The following is a 16,347-nucleotide window of genomic DNA, read 5'->3' as shown; positions in this document are numbered from 1 at the left end:
AAAGAAAGGGCTACCCTCTAATGAGTTATGATGTACCAATAGACTGGATATCCAAATATGGGGGTCAGTAAGGTCATGCAGACGATGTAGATTAGTTTAACAGGAAAAGCTTCTCCTCTACATAAAAACGGCATGAGGATGAGGGCTATTATAAAAGATATGGTTTGTATTAATTCCATTAAGCTAATGTTTATTTTATTGCGAATATATATGGCAGGAATAATACAAGTTGCTCTTGAAATTTTGCTCTGTTGGCAAACAAAAGAGGCTGTATCCTAACGAATATAGCCTCTTTATTAATATACGAAGTTTAGAGGATTAACGGATTTAACGTCTAAACTTGCTTCTTTAAGTAGTTTACTGCTCTGGCATAAGAAGTTTGTCGCCTGTCTGCTTCACTAACTCACGCTTAAAATAGTCGCTGTAGCCAGGACGCTGCACATGTTCACCAAGCCCTGTTGGTGTACGAAGGAACTTACCATCCTTCTCAGGCTTTACAGCCATATCATTAAACTTCACGATAAGATAGGTTGCCAACTGACGCCAGCGTGCAATCATCTGATTGCTCTTCTCAATAGAATAGTCGTTCAGATACTTCACGGCAGCAGCCTTGTCCGTGGCATAGAGTGCCTGGGCTTTAGCCTCAACTTCTTTCTGTGCAGAAAAATAAGAGTTGTCGAGTGAGTCGCGCACCTCTTTCAAAGCTGGGAAGAGCTGAGAATAACGTGGGTAAACCATATTGCTAACCCAGTTGCATACCCAGTAAGCGTTTTTATCAGAGAAAGTTACAGCATCAGCACCTGGAGTGTTGAAACACTCAGCACGCTTGGTATTACTGCAATAGATTGGCACGTAGGCTACCATATTACCATCATCATTACCGAACCAGAGGATACCACCAATCTCACGTGGCAACCACGAACGAAGCTGTGCGATGTAAGAGAAGCCTGTTTGCTGTGTTGAGATAGGACGCTCATTGAAATACTTCTTACCATCTACTTCAAACTTCAGCGGAGTAGGACGGTAAGGTGAATTCCAAATACCCTGCGCAATATCCTGGTCGAGTGACAATGGAGTTCCCTCATAGTGATCGCGCATACACACTTCCATCTTAGCCAAGTCGACCTTTGTGTCTGGTGCAATCCAAAGTGGCATGTCCTCGGCGTTAGGGTCTTTGCCCAATGCCCATGGCAACCAGCGTGACATATCTTTAAAGTGGTTGAAGTAGCTCCATACACGAGCCTCGCACCAACGGCGACCACCAAAGTCAGGTGCTGCGTAGGTCATCTTCCAGTTGAAGTCCTTGTCCTTACCATTGAACCAACCCTTTGAACGTGCAAAGCTGATGCAGTTCTTAGAAGTGATAACCTCTGTGTTATATGTTGAGAACTGACCGATACGGCTTTGATTGGCGTGAGCAGAAATCATGCCGTCAGGAATGCGAACTGCGACCCAAACAACTTTCTGTTTCTTGTCACCTCCACAGCCTTGCATCTCAAGCAGCCATACCTCATTAGGGTCGGCGATAGTGAAGGTCTCGCCACCAGAGTTATAACCGTATGTCTCAACAAGAGAAGTCATTACCTTGATAGCCTCGCGAGCAGTCTTGCTACGTTGCAAGCCAAGGTACATCAATGAGCCATAGTCGATGATGCCAGACTTATCAACCATTTCTTCACGACCTCCGTAGGTGGTTTCTCCAATACTTACCTGATATTCATTGATGTTTCCAATGACATTGTATGTTACAGGTGCTTCTGGAATAAAGCCGTGACTCTCGCGTGTGTCATAGTCAATAATCTCGCGGCGGTCACCTTTCACATGAGTGCCTGCTGGGTAATGACATAGGTTAGTAAACATGCCGTAATCATCAGCGGTGTAAGTAACAAAGACTGAACCGTCTGTTGTTGCTCCCTTTGTAGCAATGAGGTTTGTACACGCATTAGCATACGTAATCATTGTAAGGAAGAATAGTGTTGCAAATGATTTCTTCATACTCTACAATTTAATTGTTAATACTTTATTTTAGTCAGATATTCTTTCTTATTAAATCGGTTGTCTGTTGCGATAATCCTCAATGTCCGTTCTTTTCCGGTAGGATGTACAGGTGTTTCTGCAAGGTCACAGAAGAATATTTCTTTGTTCTTGCCGAACTGCAGCAGAATAAACTGCCCATCGAGGTAAGCCTTGTAACCTTGTAAGCCGCTACCTGTGTCAGTTATCTTAAAGGAGAGGTTGCGTGGGTTGAGATTCTGCTGTGTAATCGTTGGTGGGGTCTCATCGTAAACAAGGAAGTAAGCATTTGCCAACTCGCGCATTCGTCCTGTAACCCAACCATTCGCATATGTTCCACCGCAATAGGATGCTGGGGCGTCAGCGTTCAAGCTGTTACGCATCGCAACATATAACTTCTTTGGATTATGTATCATGCCAGTTGGCTTAATACTTATCTGTGCATAGTTGAAGAGTGGGTATGCTGCTTTAGAGAAGCTATAAGCCATAGATAGCGCACTGCTTGTATTGCCATGCCGTAATTGTAGCCAACCGTTCTTTGCAAGTAAACCCTTCTGGATGTTCAGTCGTACTCCCTCAGCCTTAAAGTTATTGTCTTTGGCATAATAGAGTGGACTTATGCCGTCTGGAAGATGAATAATTGGTATAGCTTCTGGCTCACCCCTCACTGTGAACTCCTTTATTGTTTGATTGCCAAAGACATCTTTTATGACGTAGCGGAAGTGATAGTCTCGTTGCTGGTTGAAGTTAACGATACCCCTGTTCTGTCCTGCTCGTAAGATAGGGAGTGTGTTGCCAGGTTCGATATAAGACTTCATAAACCATATTTTCGTTGAAAGGAAGTGGTCGTAATCCCCCCACGAATTAACCATCCTATGACAACTTGTTGGGATATTGTTGACATCTGAGGAGAATATAAGCTTGCCATCGCAATACAACTGTGTGTATCTTACACCAAAGTTGTTATACACGGAGTCCATGTGATCACTGGCCCTCACACCAAAGCCCACCTTGCCCCATGCTTGGAAATGCCCCTTGTCAAATGTAAAAATACGAGAGTCAGGGGAATGTTGGAACACGCCTTCTCCAGGTTGGGGATAGGATTTAAAGGAATAAACAGCAGGAGCTGTCTTATCTTTGACAATTCCCTTGAGGAAATTAAGTGGGTCATAAAGGTTACCATTCTTGGTCCCATGCATCTCTAAATGGATGTGTGGACCTTGTGACGAACCAGTGTTACCACTCAAGGCAACGAATTGTCCCTTCTTCACAGGAAACTCTCCGGGTCGGAACTTGATGTCACAAGCAAACTGTTGGTGTTGATATTGCCATTTACGTACAGCAGCTTCAATCTGTGGGGCAAAGCGGTTGAGGTGGACATAACAACTGGTATATCCATTGGGATGCGTTACCAAGATAGCACGTCCGTAGCCATATTTCTCAACAATAGCACTTGAGATATAGCCATCGGCAATGGAATAGACTCCAAGATTTACTTCACGTTCGGTTTTGATGTCGATACCTCCGTGGAAGTGGTTGGGTCTGGGTTCACCAAAGTTGCCCGCCAATTGCACGGGAACGTGGACTGGCGAACCAAAAGGTAATATGGATAATAAAAGATTCAATAACAAATTCATAGGCTATCAGATCCTTTCTTTTATAGGTGTGTCCGTTGTCTGTCTTATAGAAGGACAACAGAATCATGTCAGTAATTGATTGCCTTTGTAGGCTCTGGGGTTCCCATCATTGTCTGGGCGTATAGTGATAGTTCCTATAGTCCATTCCGTCATAGGCTCTTCTTCCGTAAAAGGATAGACTTTGAGGACAATTCCATCCTCAATAATCACTATCCCTTGTTCTATTGTTCCTCCAGAAGTTTCAATGATATTGGCTCCGATTCGTCTTATCGACTTCTTTTTGTCGCTCATAACTTATCAGACCTGTTGGGTATGCCTCGCTCTTTCATTGCGTCTGCTGGCGTTCTTGTTGGCAGTGAGGCTGGTTGATTAGATTCATTTTGAGGATTGACAGGTTCACCACCAATCGTTCTAATCGGGTCAGATTCTTGCAGAGAATCAGCTGGTTGTGTTGTTTCTTGCTTTCGTACATGCATACGAACAAGATGGATATCACTGAGGATAAGTAACTTGAAAGTAGTTGTAGGCTGTTGCCCCTTCAGCATCAGGAAGTAACCTCGGATGTTCTTGATACGCAATGAGTCCCCAGCATCAATCGTCATGGTGTTGCGGGAATCAGACGTGATATGCTGGAATTGTGTTACAATACTGTCATTTGAATAGGTAACAGCCATCATAATAATTGCATCTCGCATACCATCTTGTATGATAAATTGTGAGTTGAAACTCAAAAGGAGTCGATCACCTTTATGGAATGCTGTATCCGCCTTGATTTCAAAGATCTCACGGTCTACTGGAGCGTATGGAGAAAGTATTAATGTACGGTTGCCTCGCCAAATGTCAGTGGTATCTCCCTTTGAAGTGATGTTACCATACTGTGCCAATTCACTTTCTGAAGCACCTTGTGTTCGCGCTTCACTTTCCAATCGTTTGGAAACTTCAACATAGATATCATGTAGCTTCTCTGTATGTCGCATATAGTACTGAAGAGAGTTATCGAACTTCTCTTCTGACACGTCATACTTTCTCATAACAGCCAACTTAAAAGCTTTCTGCCTGACATCTGTATAGCCCTCACGACTTGCCATTGCCATGGAAAGGTGATAATCATAGAGCATATCTTCCATCTCAGAAGGTTGGATATATTCAGAAGGGATAGAAGGTTTACAGCTTACAACAAAGATTGCAAGTAGTAACCCACAAAGCGTGGCAAAGGAACGAACCAAATACTTACTTCTCATTGTCTATCTACTGATTATCAGCAATGCATTTTTTATCAGCGACCTTCTTGCCCATAGTTGGCACCCAACCATTGAAGTCCTTACGGAAGGCAAGGATAATTGTAATGACACCTACGGAGATGCAAGAGTCTGCAAAGTTGAATATTGGTGAGAAGAAGACAAATGACTCACCACCCCAGAATGGGAACCAGTCGGGGAATGTGCCGTGGAAGAGTGGGAAATAGAACATATCTACCACTTTCCCCATCAGTACAGGCGCATAGCCTTCGCCCCATGACACGAGGGTTGCTGGCGTGGCACCTTCTATATAATATGGTGTAGAAGCTGTAAAGATCTGACCATAAAGGAGGGAGTCGAAGATATTACCTGCTGCACCCGCTGTAATCATTGACAATACAATGATATAACCCATCCTTGCTCCCTTTTTAATACGATTAGAAATATACCAAATAAGGAAGCCTATTGCAACGATACGGAATATGCTAAGGAAGAGTTTGCTTCCTAATTCCATACCCCATGCCATACCATTGTTCTCGATGAATTGTATCTGAAACCAATCGAAGATATGGATTGATTCACCTAAATTCATGTTAAGTTTGACAACAACCTTGATAATCTGGTCTATCACAATCAATAGAATAATTAGCAAGGCTGCTATCAAACTTTGTTTTTTCTGTTTACTCATTAGTGATTTTTATTTGCCATCTTGGACGCCACGCTCAGTGTTGCATGTGGTACAATACGTAGACGCTCCTTAGGGATAAGCTCTCCTGTGATACGGTCAATGCCGTATGTCTTATTGTTAATTCTGACAAGTGCCGCCTGAAGAGATTGGATAAACTTCTGCTGACGTTGTGCCATCTGTACGAGTTCTTCCTTAGTCTGATTAGAACTGCCTTCTTCCAACGCCTTGTAAGTTGGTGATGTGTCATTAACGTCATTTGTATTCTTATTCATCAGAATTTTCATCGTTTCATCGTAGTCAGACTTGGCAATAGCCAACTTTTCATTTACTATCGAGCGGAACTCCTCGAGCTCCTCATCGGTATAACGCTTTTTAGTTTCCATAAAGTAAAAATTGAATTAGGTTATGAAAGTAATCTATACTGTTTTGAGGTTGTTGAAAGCCTGAGAATAGGGACGTGTACTTGACACGTCCACTATTGTTCTTAGCTTATAGATGCACGACTCGTACACCCCCAACTATTTCATTTAGTTCTTTTTGATTTCTATATGGAGGTGGAATTCGTCAAACTCAACGTTAGTTCCATTGTTTTCAGCAAGTGTAATATCATTAGCAAGGACCTGTGTTTTAATCAAGTCGCCAAATGATTCAACTGCTGCTACTGCCTCTGCTTGTGGCTCAATAACGACAGAGATACGGTCGGTAATCTCAAGACCAGTCTCCTTACGGAGGTTCTGAATACGATTGATCAACTCACGTGCCATACCCTCACGACGGAGGTCTTCTGTCAGTTCAACCTCAAGAGCAACTGTCAGGTTACCCTCGTTGCTTACCAACCAGCCTGGGATATCTTCTGAGATAATTTCAACATCTGCAGCCTCTATCTTGATTGGCTGACCTTCTAAGTCGAAGTTGAATTCGCCTGCAGCTTCTAAAGCAGCAATCTCTTCCTGTGAGAGGGCATCCATACGAGCTGCCACCTGCTTCATCAGCTTACCGAACTTCTTACCCATAACACGGAAGTTACACTTCACCTTCTTTACAAGGATACCCTGTCCCTCAACGAAAGTAAGCTCCTTAACGTTCACCTCATGTTTGATAAGGTCGGCTACTGCTTCGATATGTTTCTTCTGTGTTGCATCAATAGCAGGAATCATAATCTGTGCTAATGGTTGGCGTACCTTAATATTCACCTTACGACGCAGGGCGAGAACCATAGATGTAATACGTTGTGCCATATCCATACGTGCTTCAAGGTCAGTATCAATAACTGCCTCGTTAGCAACTGGCCAACGGTCCAAGTGGATGCTTTCTAATTCGCCACCTAAGTCTGTATAGAGCTGGTCAGCATAGAACGGAGCAAATGGAGCCAACAGACGTGCAACGGTCATTAAACAGGTGTATAATGTGTCGTATGCACTCTTCTTGTCAGCACTCATCTCCTTACCCCAGAAACGTTTACGATTCAGACGAACGTACCAGTTACTAAGGTCGTTATTCACAAATGCGTCAATAAGTCGACCAGCGCGTGTTGGGTCGAAGCCCTCTAACTCTACTGTCACACCCTTGATGAGTGAGTTAAGCTTAGAGATAATCCAACGGTCGATCTCTGGTGCATCAGCTTTCACCGCCTCACATGTCGTAGCATCGTAGCCATCAACATTTGCATAAAGAGCAAAGAAGCTATACGTATTATATAAGGTACCGAAGAACTTACGGCGACACTCGTCAACACCTTCTGGGTCGAACTTCAAGTTATCCCATGGTTCGCTGTTCGTCATCATATAGAAGCGTACAGGGTCGGCACCATACTTATCCATCATCTCAAATGGGTTGGTAACGTTACCAACGTGCTTACTCATCTTGTTACCCTTTGCATCGAGTACAAGACCTGTTGAAATCACATTCTTGAAGGCAACAGAGTTAAACACCATTGTTGCAATAGCATGGAGTGTGAAGAACCAACCACGCGTCTGGTCAACGCCCTCGTTGATGAAGTCGGCTGGGAAGAATGCTGGCGGAACAGCCGTACCCTCATAGCATGAGTGTACCAATTGGTTGCGATACTCAGCCTCAGTTTTACCCGTAGCCTTCAAGCCTTCAGCATTAATCTCACCCTCAAATGGATAGTGAAGCTGAGCATATGGCATAGAACCACTATCAAACCAAACGTCAATGAGGTCTGACTCGCGACGCATTGGTTTCCCTTCATCATTTACGAGGACGATATCGTCAACGTATGGACGGTGAAGGTCAATCTTATCATAGTTCTCTTGGCTGAAGTCACCTACTACGAAGCCCGCTTCTTTCAGTGGGTTCTTCTCCATGATGCCTGCAGCAACAGACTTCTCTATCTCATTGTAGAGTTCTTCCACAGAACCAATACACTTTTCGCCACGGTTCTCATCACGCCAGATAGGCAATGGAGTGCCCCAGAAACGTGAACGGCTAAGGTTCCAGTCATTCAAGTTCTCAAGCCAGTTACCAAACCGACCCGTACCAGTTGATTCTGGTTGCCAGCGGATAGTCTTATTCAACTCAACCATTCGTTCCTTCTTCGCTGTGTCTTTAATGAACCAGCTGTCCAGAGGGTAATAGAGGATTGGCTTATCAGTACGCCAGCAGTGAGGATAGTTGTGTACGTGCTTCTGAATGTTGAAAGCAGTACCTTCCTGCTTCATCTCCATACAAAGAATGATGTTCAGGTCTTCTTCCTTCTCTGAAGCCTTCTTATCCCACACGCCATTAGGGTTGAAACGTGGGTCATATGAGTTCTTTACATAGTCACCAGCATGATGACCGTATGCCTTTTCGTTTACACAAGCTTTAACGAAGTTCTGATCTAACTCGTCAATCGTATAGTACTTACCCTGAAGGTCAACCATTGGACGAGTCTGTCCCTTCTTTGAAATCAGATATAGTGCAGGGATATTAGCATCCTTTGCCACCTTAGCATCATCAGCACCGAAGGTAGGCGCAATATGTACGATACCCGTACCATCATCTGTTGTCACATAGTCACCAAGGATGATACGGAAAGCCTCGCTCTCCATCTCAACAAACTTGTCACGACCATCTTCGCTCGTAAACACCTTTTCAGGATGAGCTACGGCGTAGTCGTTCACAAACTTTGGTGCAAAGTCGCCTGTCTGTTCAACTGGTTTTACCCAAGGCATAAGCTGCTGATAGTGCAGTCCCTCAAGTTCTGTACCCATTACACGACCGACGATGCGATAAGGAACATACTTATCGCCACGTTCATATTCAGGCAATTCGCCACCATCAGTAATCTCACCCTCTGACTTCAGATAGGCTGCTACACGACTTGCTGCCATCACGAGGGTTAGTTTCTCTGCATCGTATGGGTTGTAAGTCTCAACAACAACATACTCAATCTTTGGACCTACACAAAGCGCAACGTTTGATGGCAATGTCCAAGGTGTGGTTGTCCATGCAACGAAGCAAGGCTTACCCCATATCTCCTTTGGCAGGTTTGCCTTTTCAGACAATGCTTTCCAGTCATCAGCAGGAATAGAAAACTGTGCTGTGACAGTAGTATCCTTTACATCACGATAGCACCCTGGCTGATTCAGCTCATGACTTGACAGACCAGTACCTGCGGCTGGTGAGTAAGGTTGGATGGTGTAACCCTTATAGAGCAACCCCTTGTTATAGAGTTGCTTGAGAAGCCACCATAATGTCTCAATATATTTGTTGTCGTAAGTAATGTAAGGGTGCTCCATATCAACGAAGTAACCCATCTCCTCTGTCAACTGCTGCCACTCAGCAGTAAACTTCATTACATTCTCACGGCATTTGTGGTTGTATTCCTCTGTTGAGATATATTTGTCAGATGCGTGGTTATCAATATCCTTCTTAGTGATACCCAACTCTTTCTCTACACCTAATTCTACTGGCAATCCGTGTGTGTCCCAACCCGCCTTACGATGCACTTGAAAACCCTGCATGGTCTTGTAGCGATTGAAAGTGTCTTTGATTGAACGTGCCAACACGTGGTGAATACCGGGATGACCATTGGCTGATGGAGGTCCCTCGAAGAAGATGAACTGTGGTTCGCCCTCACGTTCATCAATACTTTTGTGGAAGATATTCTTCTTCTCCCACGCTTTTAATATTTCCTGGTTTGTGCTTACAAGGTCAAGTCCCTTGTGCTCGGCGAATTTCTTTGCCATATTATCTATTTGTTTTGCTTATTTTCTAAATACCTGCAAAGATACAAATAACAACTGAAACTACCAAACTTTTTAGTAGTATGAAAGGTGACAGACTTTCTTTTTGCTTATACATCCTGACTTTTTCCTCTTCTTATTGCGTATACATACTGTTTCTCCACAAGCAATCTGTCAACTTATAGCCCTCTGCACACCTTAATTATGTAGGAGACTTACTTTATTACTTACAAGTTCCTTAACAACTCATCAACTCGTTCACTCATCTTCGACAAATACCTTGTCAACTTGTAAACGCATTCGCTTATCTCCTCATAAAATCGTCCATAAAAACAAAGACTTGTAAAATAAATTCACACCCCCTTAAAATCTATACATGGTCATTTAGCTTTGAAAAGATGCCCAATTGGCTTGCAAAAGATGCCCTTTAAGACCCTTACTAACGCCCTTTTGAAGTCCAATTAAGCACCTTTTCAAAAAGCATTTTGTAACTACTTGATTTCATGACTATTACAAAGTCGTTTTTTATATCTATTTTGAACTGTATATACAGAGCCTTTTCTTGAATTTATGTAAAGTTTTTTCAGACTTATGTCAGCAAAATACTTCAAGCATAAGAAAGGAAAGCCATCAACTCTACAATACACAATGAGCTTGCAGGCATTTAATAAGAGAGCAAAAAAAGTAGAAGAAATCTTTGGTTAATCAGTTGGAAAATAGTAACTTTGCACGCGTTTAGCAAATTTAGACACTTTAAAATAGTTGAATGAAGAATGACAAAATGAAAATGAAGTACCGCGTGAACGAGCAGATTCGCGTTCGGGAAGTGCGTGTGGTAAGCGATGATGGAGCTGAGGTAATGCCTACTCGTAAGGCGTTGGAACTGGCTCAAAAAGAAGGAGTTGACCTTGTGGAGATTTCTCCGAATGCACAGCCACCCGTTTGTCGTATCATCGACTATTCTAAGTTCCTCTACCAGCAGAAGAAGCATCAGAAAGAGATGAAGCAGAAGCAGGTGAAGCAAGAGGTGAAAGAGATTCGTTTCGGACCTCAAACGGATGAGCACGACTATAAGTTTAAGCTTAAGCATGCGCAGGAGTTCCTCAATGCAGGAAATAAGGTACGCGCCTACGTATTCTTTCGTGGTCGTTCAATCCTCTTCAAAGAGCAGGGCGAGGTATTGCTGTTGCGTTTTGCGAACGACCTTGAGGAGTTGGCAAAGGTAGAGCAGTTACCAAAGCTCGAGGGTAAGAAGATGTTCCTCTATCTTGCACCTAAGAAAGCTGGTGTCGCTAAGAAGAGTCAGCAGAAGCGCGACCGTGAGGAAGCAGAAGCTGGTGCAAAGGCAGCTATTGAGGAGACGAAGGCCGATGGCGGATTATTCGCTAATGCTAAGAATGGTGCCGATGCACTGAAAAAGTTGAATAATGACTAACGCTCATTGAAGCTCACTCTTATGGAGAGGGCGGATAAGAGCAGCCTGTGCGTAACGTCCTGGTATATACGTTGCCACAGATGAATATAAATAACAATTTTAAATTTTACAAAAATGCCAAAACAGAAGACAAATTCCGGCGCAAAGAAGAGATTCACGTTCACCGGTACTGGTAAGATTAAACGTCATCACGCTTACCACAGTCACATTCTGACTAAGAAGACAAAGAAACAGAAGAGAAACCTTGTTCACCAGACGCTCGTGGATGGTACAAACTTGAAGCAGGTACGCGACTTGCTCAATCTCCGTTAATTAATTAGTCAAACAAATTAAAAGGAAAGAAAAACTATGCCAAGATCAGTCAATCATGTTGCTTCTAAAGCAAAGAGAACAAGAATTCTGAAGCAGACCAAGGGTTACTATGGTGCCCGCAAGAATGTCTGGACGGTAGCAAAGAACACCTATGAGAAGGGTTTGACTTATGCTTATCGTGACCGTCGTAACAAGAAGCGTAACTTCCGCGCATTGTGGATTCAGCGTATCAATGCTGCTGCTCGCCTTTATGACATGAGCTACAGCCAGTTGATGGGTGCATTGCACAAGGCTGGTATCGAGATTAACCGTAAGGTGCTCGCTGACCTTGCTGTTAACAATCAGGAAGCTTTCAAAGCTATTGTTGACAAGGTAAAGTAATACCCACCTCCAGCTCCTCCCGAAGGGAGGAGGGTTAGATACTGAAGAGGGAAGAGTTATTGCTTACTCCTATTTATTTGTCTGGCTTTTTCAAGGAGGGAAAGAATAGAGTCCGCCTCTAAGTCTTTGCTAAGGCAGGGACTGGATAGGGAGGTTGGTGACTTCTAAAGATTATGAGGATTCTTCATGGAGGAATCCTCTTTTTGGATACCCACCTCCAGCTCCTCCCAAAGGAAGGAGGGTTTGATAGATATGTTTTGTGTAGTTTAGATGTATCTTAGGGTATTGGTTGGAATAATGGTAAGTTACATATATGAAATAAAAGATTAGTAAATTAGACCTATTCGCCAAAGAGTTTTTATGGCTAAAATGGTTATAAGAAGGCAAAAGATGCCCGCAATTATATAGGGAACTTTGCGTTGTTCCCAATAGTAGGTATTATTATTAACGAGTGTAATGGATCTTGATTTCATTTTTGTTGCGAAATTTTGATAGCTTAGGTTATCTTCCTTGTCACCATTTTGTAGGTTGAAGATGAAGTAGTTTCCATCAGCCCCTTTTCCTATGACAGAGTCTCCAACCACTTGTATATGTGTAATCCCATCAATAAGGTTTTCTTTCAACGGATCGTTTCTGCTATTGATATTAGCATATTCGGGCGTATCAACTGAGGTAAGTTCATAGCCATTCTTTAGTGGGATAGACCAGCTATCACCGATACCAATGTCAGAACCAAGAATGATAGCAATGATAATCATACACACAAAACTACTTACAGCGTATATCCCAATAAATACTCCTGGTGTGAGGAATGATAGAACCATCTTTCTCTTCCTTTGTCTTTTGCAAAGGAAGTAAGAGAAAGGTAACGTTATCAGTCCTAATATAAGGGATAGAACTACAAAAACGATTGCCCAGAAAATAAGAACAAAAAGCATTCCCATAGATTTCATTGATTTATTTTAAAGGGAGGAGATATATCTTCCCTTGATATACTTAAAAATGAGGTGTATCGCTGTTGAGAGGATGTATATGAGGTTTAGCACAAGAAGATAAAACCACCATGTGAGACCAGCTCCGTATTCTGAACGAAAGAAGATGAGATAATAGAGTGGGAGAGAGTAACCTAATAATACAATAGCTGATAAGACACCTGCTTCTTTCTGGCGATTGAATATCTGATAGATTGTGAGGAGTACGCAGATAATAGAGCTGATGTATAGTAATATATCCTCATCCATATTATTGAGCTTAATACTAAGTGTGAGGAGTTATTTATTGCTATGGCTTTTGATGTTTTACCATGTTCAGTCTGCATAGCGTAAGTGCTTCTTCTGCTCGTCCAGCCATCATATAGGCAGGAAAGGAGTAAAGGGCGTTGATAGTCTTGAGGTTATACTCCATTGTCTTGCGTTTTATCCATGAAGATTCGTTTGCGATAACCTTTTCAGGGTCTTTCATCTGAATGGTTATCAACCTGTTTCCTTTAAAACGTATTAGGGAGAAGTCGGCTATCTCGTTCCATAATATTTCCTCAGCTCCGCAGATAGAGATACCTCTATCGGTAAATTCTATTTCTTTCTTATGGTTTATGAGGAGCTTTATCATTTTATAAGCCATAAACAAGCCGCCACCACCAAAGAAGATGATGGAGAGGATGCCAGCAACTCTTATTGTCCATAGTGGATAAGTTGTGGTGGGGTTTTCTATGGTAAGAAGCCATATGCCCAAGGCGGTAAACGCGATACAACCTAAGTAAACAAGGATTTTCTTTGTCTGATTCATTTGTTTTATTGTTTTATATTCTTCATACTCAACCCGATACGTTTGCGACGCATATCGACTTCGACGACACGAACACGGACGTGCTGATGAAGGCGTACGACTTGTGTGGGGTCGGTGACGAAGCGGTCGGAGAGCTGGGAGATGTGGACAAGGCCGTCTTGATGGACACCGATGTCAACGAAGACACCAAAGTTGGTGATATTCGTCACGATGCCAGAGAGTTCCATTCCTACGATGAGGTCGTTGAGGGTGTGGACATTCTTGTCGAATTCGAAGACTTCCACCTCTCCACGTGGGTCACGGCCAGGCTTCTCAAGTTCGGTGAGGATGTCGTGGAGGGTGGCCTCACCCCCCACCCTCTCCTTCAGAGAGGGAGCTTCATTTTTGCTTTCATAAGATGAAGGCTTGCTATTATTCCCACTTTTCAGCGAACTATATCCAGCACTCCCCCTCTCTGAAGGAGAGGGGGGTAAGGGGGTGAGGCTGGTTGGGGTGAAGTATCTCTTGACATCAATTTCAGCCAAGAGTTTCTTATTGCCAATCAGTTCCTTTATCGTACACCTCAGGTCCTTCGCCATCTGCTCAACGATGTGATAGCTCTCGGGATGAACGGCAGAGTTGTCGAGCGGGTTCTTGGCATTGGGGATGCGGAGGAAGCCTGCGCATTGCTGGAAAGCCGTGTCGCCCAGACGCTTCACCTTCCTGAGCTGGGCACGTGAGGTGAAGGCACCATGCTCACGGCGATAATCAATAATGTTCTGGGCAAGGGCAGGACCGAGTCCGCTGACGTATGTGAGTAGGTGACGGGATGCCGTATTGGGATTGACACCCACCAAATTGACACAACTCATCACCGTTTGATCGAGTGAGTGCTTGAGTTTTGACTGATCAACATCATGCTGATATTGCCCTACACCGATACTCTTCGGATCAATCTTCACAAGCTCAGCGAGCGGGTCCATCAGTCGCCTGCCGATGGATACAGCTCCACGTGTAGTTACATCTTCATCAGGGAACTCTTCACGTGCCACTGGAGAGGCGGAATAGATAGATGCGCCGTCTTCGGAGACAAGGAAGATAAATAAGGAAGAAGCGGACCCAACTGGCCCCTCCCCCGACCCCTCTCCCAAAGGGAGGGGAGTAGTATGTCCTGTTGATTGTGGTTTACTATTCGGATTATGGTAATTATCAGTCTGCTTTGCAAAGTTAGGAGACGTATTATCTGTAAATTGTTGTTTTCCTTTAGGCAAGTGACAGTAATCACTCCCCTCCCTATGGGGGAGGGGTGAGGGGGAGGGGCCAGTTGTAGTTTCGGTCGTTATTCTTTCCACAAACTCCTTACTCTCCCTGCTTGCCGTACCATTACCAATGGCAATGGCCTCAATCTTATATGTGTTTATCATCCTCTGCAGGGCTTCGGTGGCTTGTCTTACCTGATTGCGAGGAGGATGCGGATAGATAATCTCATGATGCAGAAGGTTACCTTGTTCGTCAAGACAAGCTATCTTACATCCATTGGCAAAGCCAGGGTCGAGGGCGAGGACACGCTTCTGACCGAGGGGCGCAGAGAGAAGAAGCTGGCGGAGGTTCTCGGTAAAAACCTTGATGGCTTCTTCGTCAGCACGATCCTTGCTCAGTGCGGCAAATTCGTTTTCAATGCTCGGATTGATAAGACGTTTGAAGGAGTCTTCAACGGCTTGGGTGACGAGGGTCTGACAAACTCCGTGTCCACGCACGAATTGACGGGTGAGACGTGAGATACATTCCTCGCTATCAATCGTGATGCTTACGCGCAAGATACCTTGGTTCTCACCACGACGCATGGCAAGAAGTCGATGGCTATTGCATCGTCGGAGAGGTTCGGAGAAATCGAAGTAATCAGCGAACTTCTGCGCCTCGTCGGTATCCTTCATCTTCTTGATGACCTTCGATGTGATGACGGCTCCACGCTGGTAAGCCGTGCGGACGGTATTGCGTGCTTGCTGGTTCTCGGAAACAATCTCGGCAATGATGTCTAAAGCCCCTAAAGCTCCCTCCGACTCCCCCGAACCAAGGGTCACTGACCGAAGGGAAGTAAAGGAGAGATATAAGCTTGCAAGTTCTTTGCTGATATGTGGGGGGATAGGCGCTCCCCTCCTTTCGGAGGGGTTGGGGGAGGCTTTTCCCATTATTGCCAACGCCAATGGTTCCAATCCCTGTTCACGTGCAATCTGAGCACGTGTGCGGCGTTTGGGTTTATAAGGTAGGTAGATGTCTTCCAACTCTGTGGAATCCATACAGGCGAGAATCTTCGCTTCTAATTCTGGTGTCAGTTTCTCTTGCTCACGGATAGTCTTGAGGATGGTTTCCTTACGCTTGCCGAGTTCTTTCAAACGATCATTGAGTTCGCTGATATTGGTTATCTGCACCTCGTCAAGGTTCCCCGTTCGCTCCTTACGATAACGCGAAATAAAAGGTATCGTACAGCCCTCATCGAGTAAGGTGAGAACTGCAGAAACGCTTTGGAGGGGAAGGGAAAGGGAGTGGGAGATGAAGGAAGCACTAGAAGCCCCCTCCAGCTCCCCCGAAAGGGGGAGAGCCCTATTTGCTGAGTGTTTGCTATTATTCTTATGCTCGTTTTCTTTGCTGTATGGTGGTTGTCTATTCATTTTCAGATATAGGTTTATGT

Annotated in this window: 14 protein-coding genes; 3 read left to right on the top strand and 11 right to left on the bottom strand. The window is 44.0% G+C overall.

Features of this window, described 5'->3' with window-relative positions; all coding sequences use genetic code 11:
- Window positions 1-357: 357 nt before the first annotated feature.
- From J5A56_RS04240 to ileS, 7 genes are all read right to left on the bottom strand, one after another.
- Window positions 358-1,995: a dipeptidase gene (locus J5A56_RS04240; protein WP_021671665.1), complete on the bottom strand. Its 1,638-nt coding sequence runs from the start codon at window positions 1,993-1,995 to the stop codon at window positions 358-360.
- A gap of 17 nt (window positions 1,996-2,012) precedes the next feature.
- The gene (locus tag J5A56_RS04235; RefSeq protein WP_021671666.1) at window positions 2,013-3,650 is read right to left on the bottom strand and encodes a M23 family metallopeptidase; all 1,638 of its coding nucleotides are present in this window, start codon (window positions 3,648-3,650) and stop codon (window positions 2,013-2,015) included.
- Window positions 3,651-3,713: 63 nt separating this feature from the next.
- On the bottom strand, window positions 3,714-3,941 hold the full coding sequence (locus tag J5A56_RS04230; RefSeq protein ID WP_021671667.1) for a hypothetical protein: 228 nt from the start codon (window positions 3,939-3,941) through the stop codon (window positions 3,714-3,716).
- Window positions 3,938-4,891, bottom strand: coding sequence for a DUF4296 domain-containing protein (locus J5A56_RS04225; RefSeq protein ID WP_036919607.1), 954 nt, complete (start codon window positions 4,889-4,891; stop codon window positions 3,938-3,940). Before J5A56_RS04225 ends, J5A56_RS04230 begins: the two co-directional genes overlap by 4 nt.
- 7 nt (window positions 4,892-4,898) lie before the next feature.
- The gene (locus J5A56_RS04220) at window positions 4,899-5,576 is read right to left on the bottom strand and encodes a lipoprotein signal peptidase (RefSeq protein WP_021671669.1); all 678 of its coding nucleotides are present in this window, start codon (window positions 5,574-5,576) and stop codon (window positions 4,899-4,901) included.
- A complete protein-coding gene (locus J5A56_RS04215) occupies window positions 5,576-5,959 on the bottom strand; it encodes a TraR/DksA family transcriptional regulator (protein WP_021671670.1) in 384 nt (127 codons plus the stop codon). The genes J5A56_RS04220 and J5A56_RS04215 overlap by 1 nt, the downstream gene beginning before the upstream one ends.
- A 144-nt stretch (window positions 5,960-6,103) precedes the next feature.
- Window positions 6,104-9,769: an isoleucine--tRNA ligase gene (ileS, locus tag J5A56_RS04210; protein WP_021671671.1), complete on the bottom strand. Its 3,666-nt coding sequence runs from the start codon at window positions 9,767-9,769 to the stop codon at window positions 6,104-6,106.
- Between the two features lie 763 nt (window positions 9,770-10,532).
- Here ileS and infC point away from each other — a divergent pair.
- From infC to rplT, 3 genes are all read left to right on the top strand, one after another.
- Window positions 10,533-11,201 (top strand): translation initiation factor IF-3, encoded by a 669-nt coding sequence (infC, locus tag J5A56_RS04205; RefSeq protein WP_021671672.1) that lies wholly within the window; start codon window positions 10,533-10,535, stop codon window positions 11,199-11,201.
- Between the two features lie 114 nt (window positions 11,202-11,315).
- A complete protein-coding gene (rpmI, locus tag J5A56_RS04200) occupies window positions 11,316-11,513 on the top strand; it encodes a 50S ribosomal protein L35 (protein WP_004360280.1) in 198 nt (65 codons plus the stop codon).
- A 36-nt stretch (window positions 11,514-11,549) separates the two neighbouring features.
- Window positions 11,550-11,894, top strand: coding sequence for a 50S ribosomal protein L20 (gene rplT, locus J5A56_RS04195; RefSeq protein ID WP_004383393.1), 345 nt, complete (start codon window positions 11,550-11,552; stop codon window positions 11,892-11,894).
- Between the two features lie 326 nt (window positions 11,895-12,220).
- Here rplT and J5A56_RS04190 read toward each other — a convergent pair whose 3' ends face one another.
- From J5A56_RS04190 to J5A56_RS04175, 4 genes are all read right to left on the bottom strand, one after another.
- Window positions 12,221-12,718, bottom strand: coding sequence for a hypothetical protein (locus tag J5A56_RS04190; RefSeq protein ID WP_231370805.1), 498 nt, complete (start codon window positions 12,716-12,718; stop codon window positions 12,221-12,223).
- Between the two features lie 138 nt (window positions 12,719-12,856).
- On the bottom strand, window positions 12,857-13,135 hold the full coding sequence (locus J5A56_RS04185) for a hypothetical protein (protein ID WP_021671674.1): 279 nt from the start codon (window positions 13,133-13,135) through the stop codon (window positions 12,857-12,859).
- 40 nt (window positions 13,136-13,175) lie between these two features.
- A complete protein-coding gene (locus J5A56_RS04180) occupies window positions 13,176-13,679 on the bottom strand; it encodes an STM3941 family protein (RefSeq protein ID WP_021671675.1) in 504 nt (167 codons plus the stop codon).
- A gap of 5 nt (window positions 13,680-13,684) precedes the next feature.
- Complete coding sequence (locus tag J5A56_RS04175; RefSeq protein WP_021671676.1) at window positions 13,685-16,327, bottom strand: Tex family protein; 2,643 nt, start codon at window positions 16,325-16,327, stop codon at window positions 13,685-13,687.
- Between the last annotated feature and the right edge of the window lie 20 nt (window positions 16,328-16,347).

Source organism: Prevotella melaninogenica (assembly GCF_018128065.1).
Taxonomy (GTDB): Bacteria; Bacteroidota; Bacteroidia; order Bacteroidales; family Bacteroidaceae; genus Prevotella.
Note: the sequence above shows the minus strand (reverse complement) of the source record. Positions and strands in the feature narration are given on the sequence as shown.

Bases quoted from the DNA above. Each gene is read 5' to 3' on its own strand.
- J5A56_RS04240 (WP_021671665.1), bottom strand. From the start codon at position 1,995: ATGAAGAAATCATTTGCAACACTATTCTTCCTTACAATGATTACGTAT.
- J5A56_RS04235 (WP_021671666.1), bottom strand. From the start codon at position 3,650: ATGAATTTGTTATTGAATCTTTTATTATCCATATTACCTTTTGGTTCG.
- J5A56_RS04230 (WP_021671667.1), bottom strand. From the start codon at position 3,941: ATGAGCGACAAAAAGAAGTCGATAAGACGAATCGGAGCCAATATCATT.
- J5A56_RS04225 (WP_036919607.1), bottom strand. From the start codon at position 4,891: ATGAGAAGTAAGTATTTGGTTCGTTCCTTTGCCACGCTTTGTGGGTTA.
- J5A56_RS04220 (WP_021671669.1), bottom strand. From the start codon at position 5,576: ATGAGTAAACAGAAAAAACAAAGTTTGATAGCAGCCTTGCTAATTATT.
- J5A56_RS04215 (WP_021671670.1), bottom strand. From the start codon at position 5,959: ATGGAAACTAAAAAGCGTTATACCGATGAGGAGCTCGAGGAGTTCCGC.
- ileS (WP_021671671.1), bottom strand. From the start codon at position 9,769: ATGGCAAAGAAATTCGCCGAGCACAAGGGACTTGACCTTGTAAGCACA.
- infC (WP_021671672.1), top strand. From the start codon at position 10,533: ATGAAGAATGACAAAATGAAAATGAAGTACCGCGTGAACGAGCAGATT.
- rpmI (WP_004360280.1), top strand. From the start codon at position 11,316: ATGCCAAAACAGAAGACAAATTCCGGCGCAAAGAAGAGATTCACGTTC.
- rplT (WP_004383393.1), top strand. From the start codon at position 11,550: ATGCCAAGATCAGTCAATCATGTTGCTTCTAAAGCAAAGAGAACAAGA.
- J5A56_RS04190 (WP_231370805.1), bottom strand. From the start codon at position 12,718: ATGGTTCTATCATTCCTCACACCAGGAGTATTTATTGGGATATACGCT.
- J5A56_RS04185 (WP_021671674.1), bottom strand. From the start codon at position 13,135: ATGGATGAGGATATATTACTATACATCAGCTCTATTATCTGCGTACTC.
- J5A56_RS04180 (WP_021671675.1), bottom strand. From the start codon at position 13,679: ATGAATCAGACAAAGAAAATCCTTGTTTACTTAGGTTGTATCGCGTTT.
- J5A56_RS04175 (WP_021671676.1), bottom strand. From the start codon at position 16,327: ATGAATAGACAACCACCATACAGCAAAGAAAACGAGCATAAGAATAAT.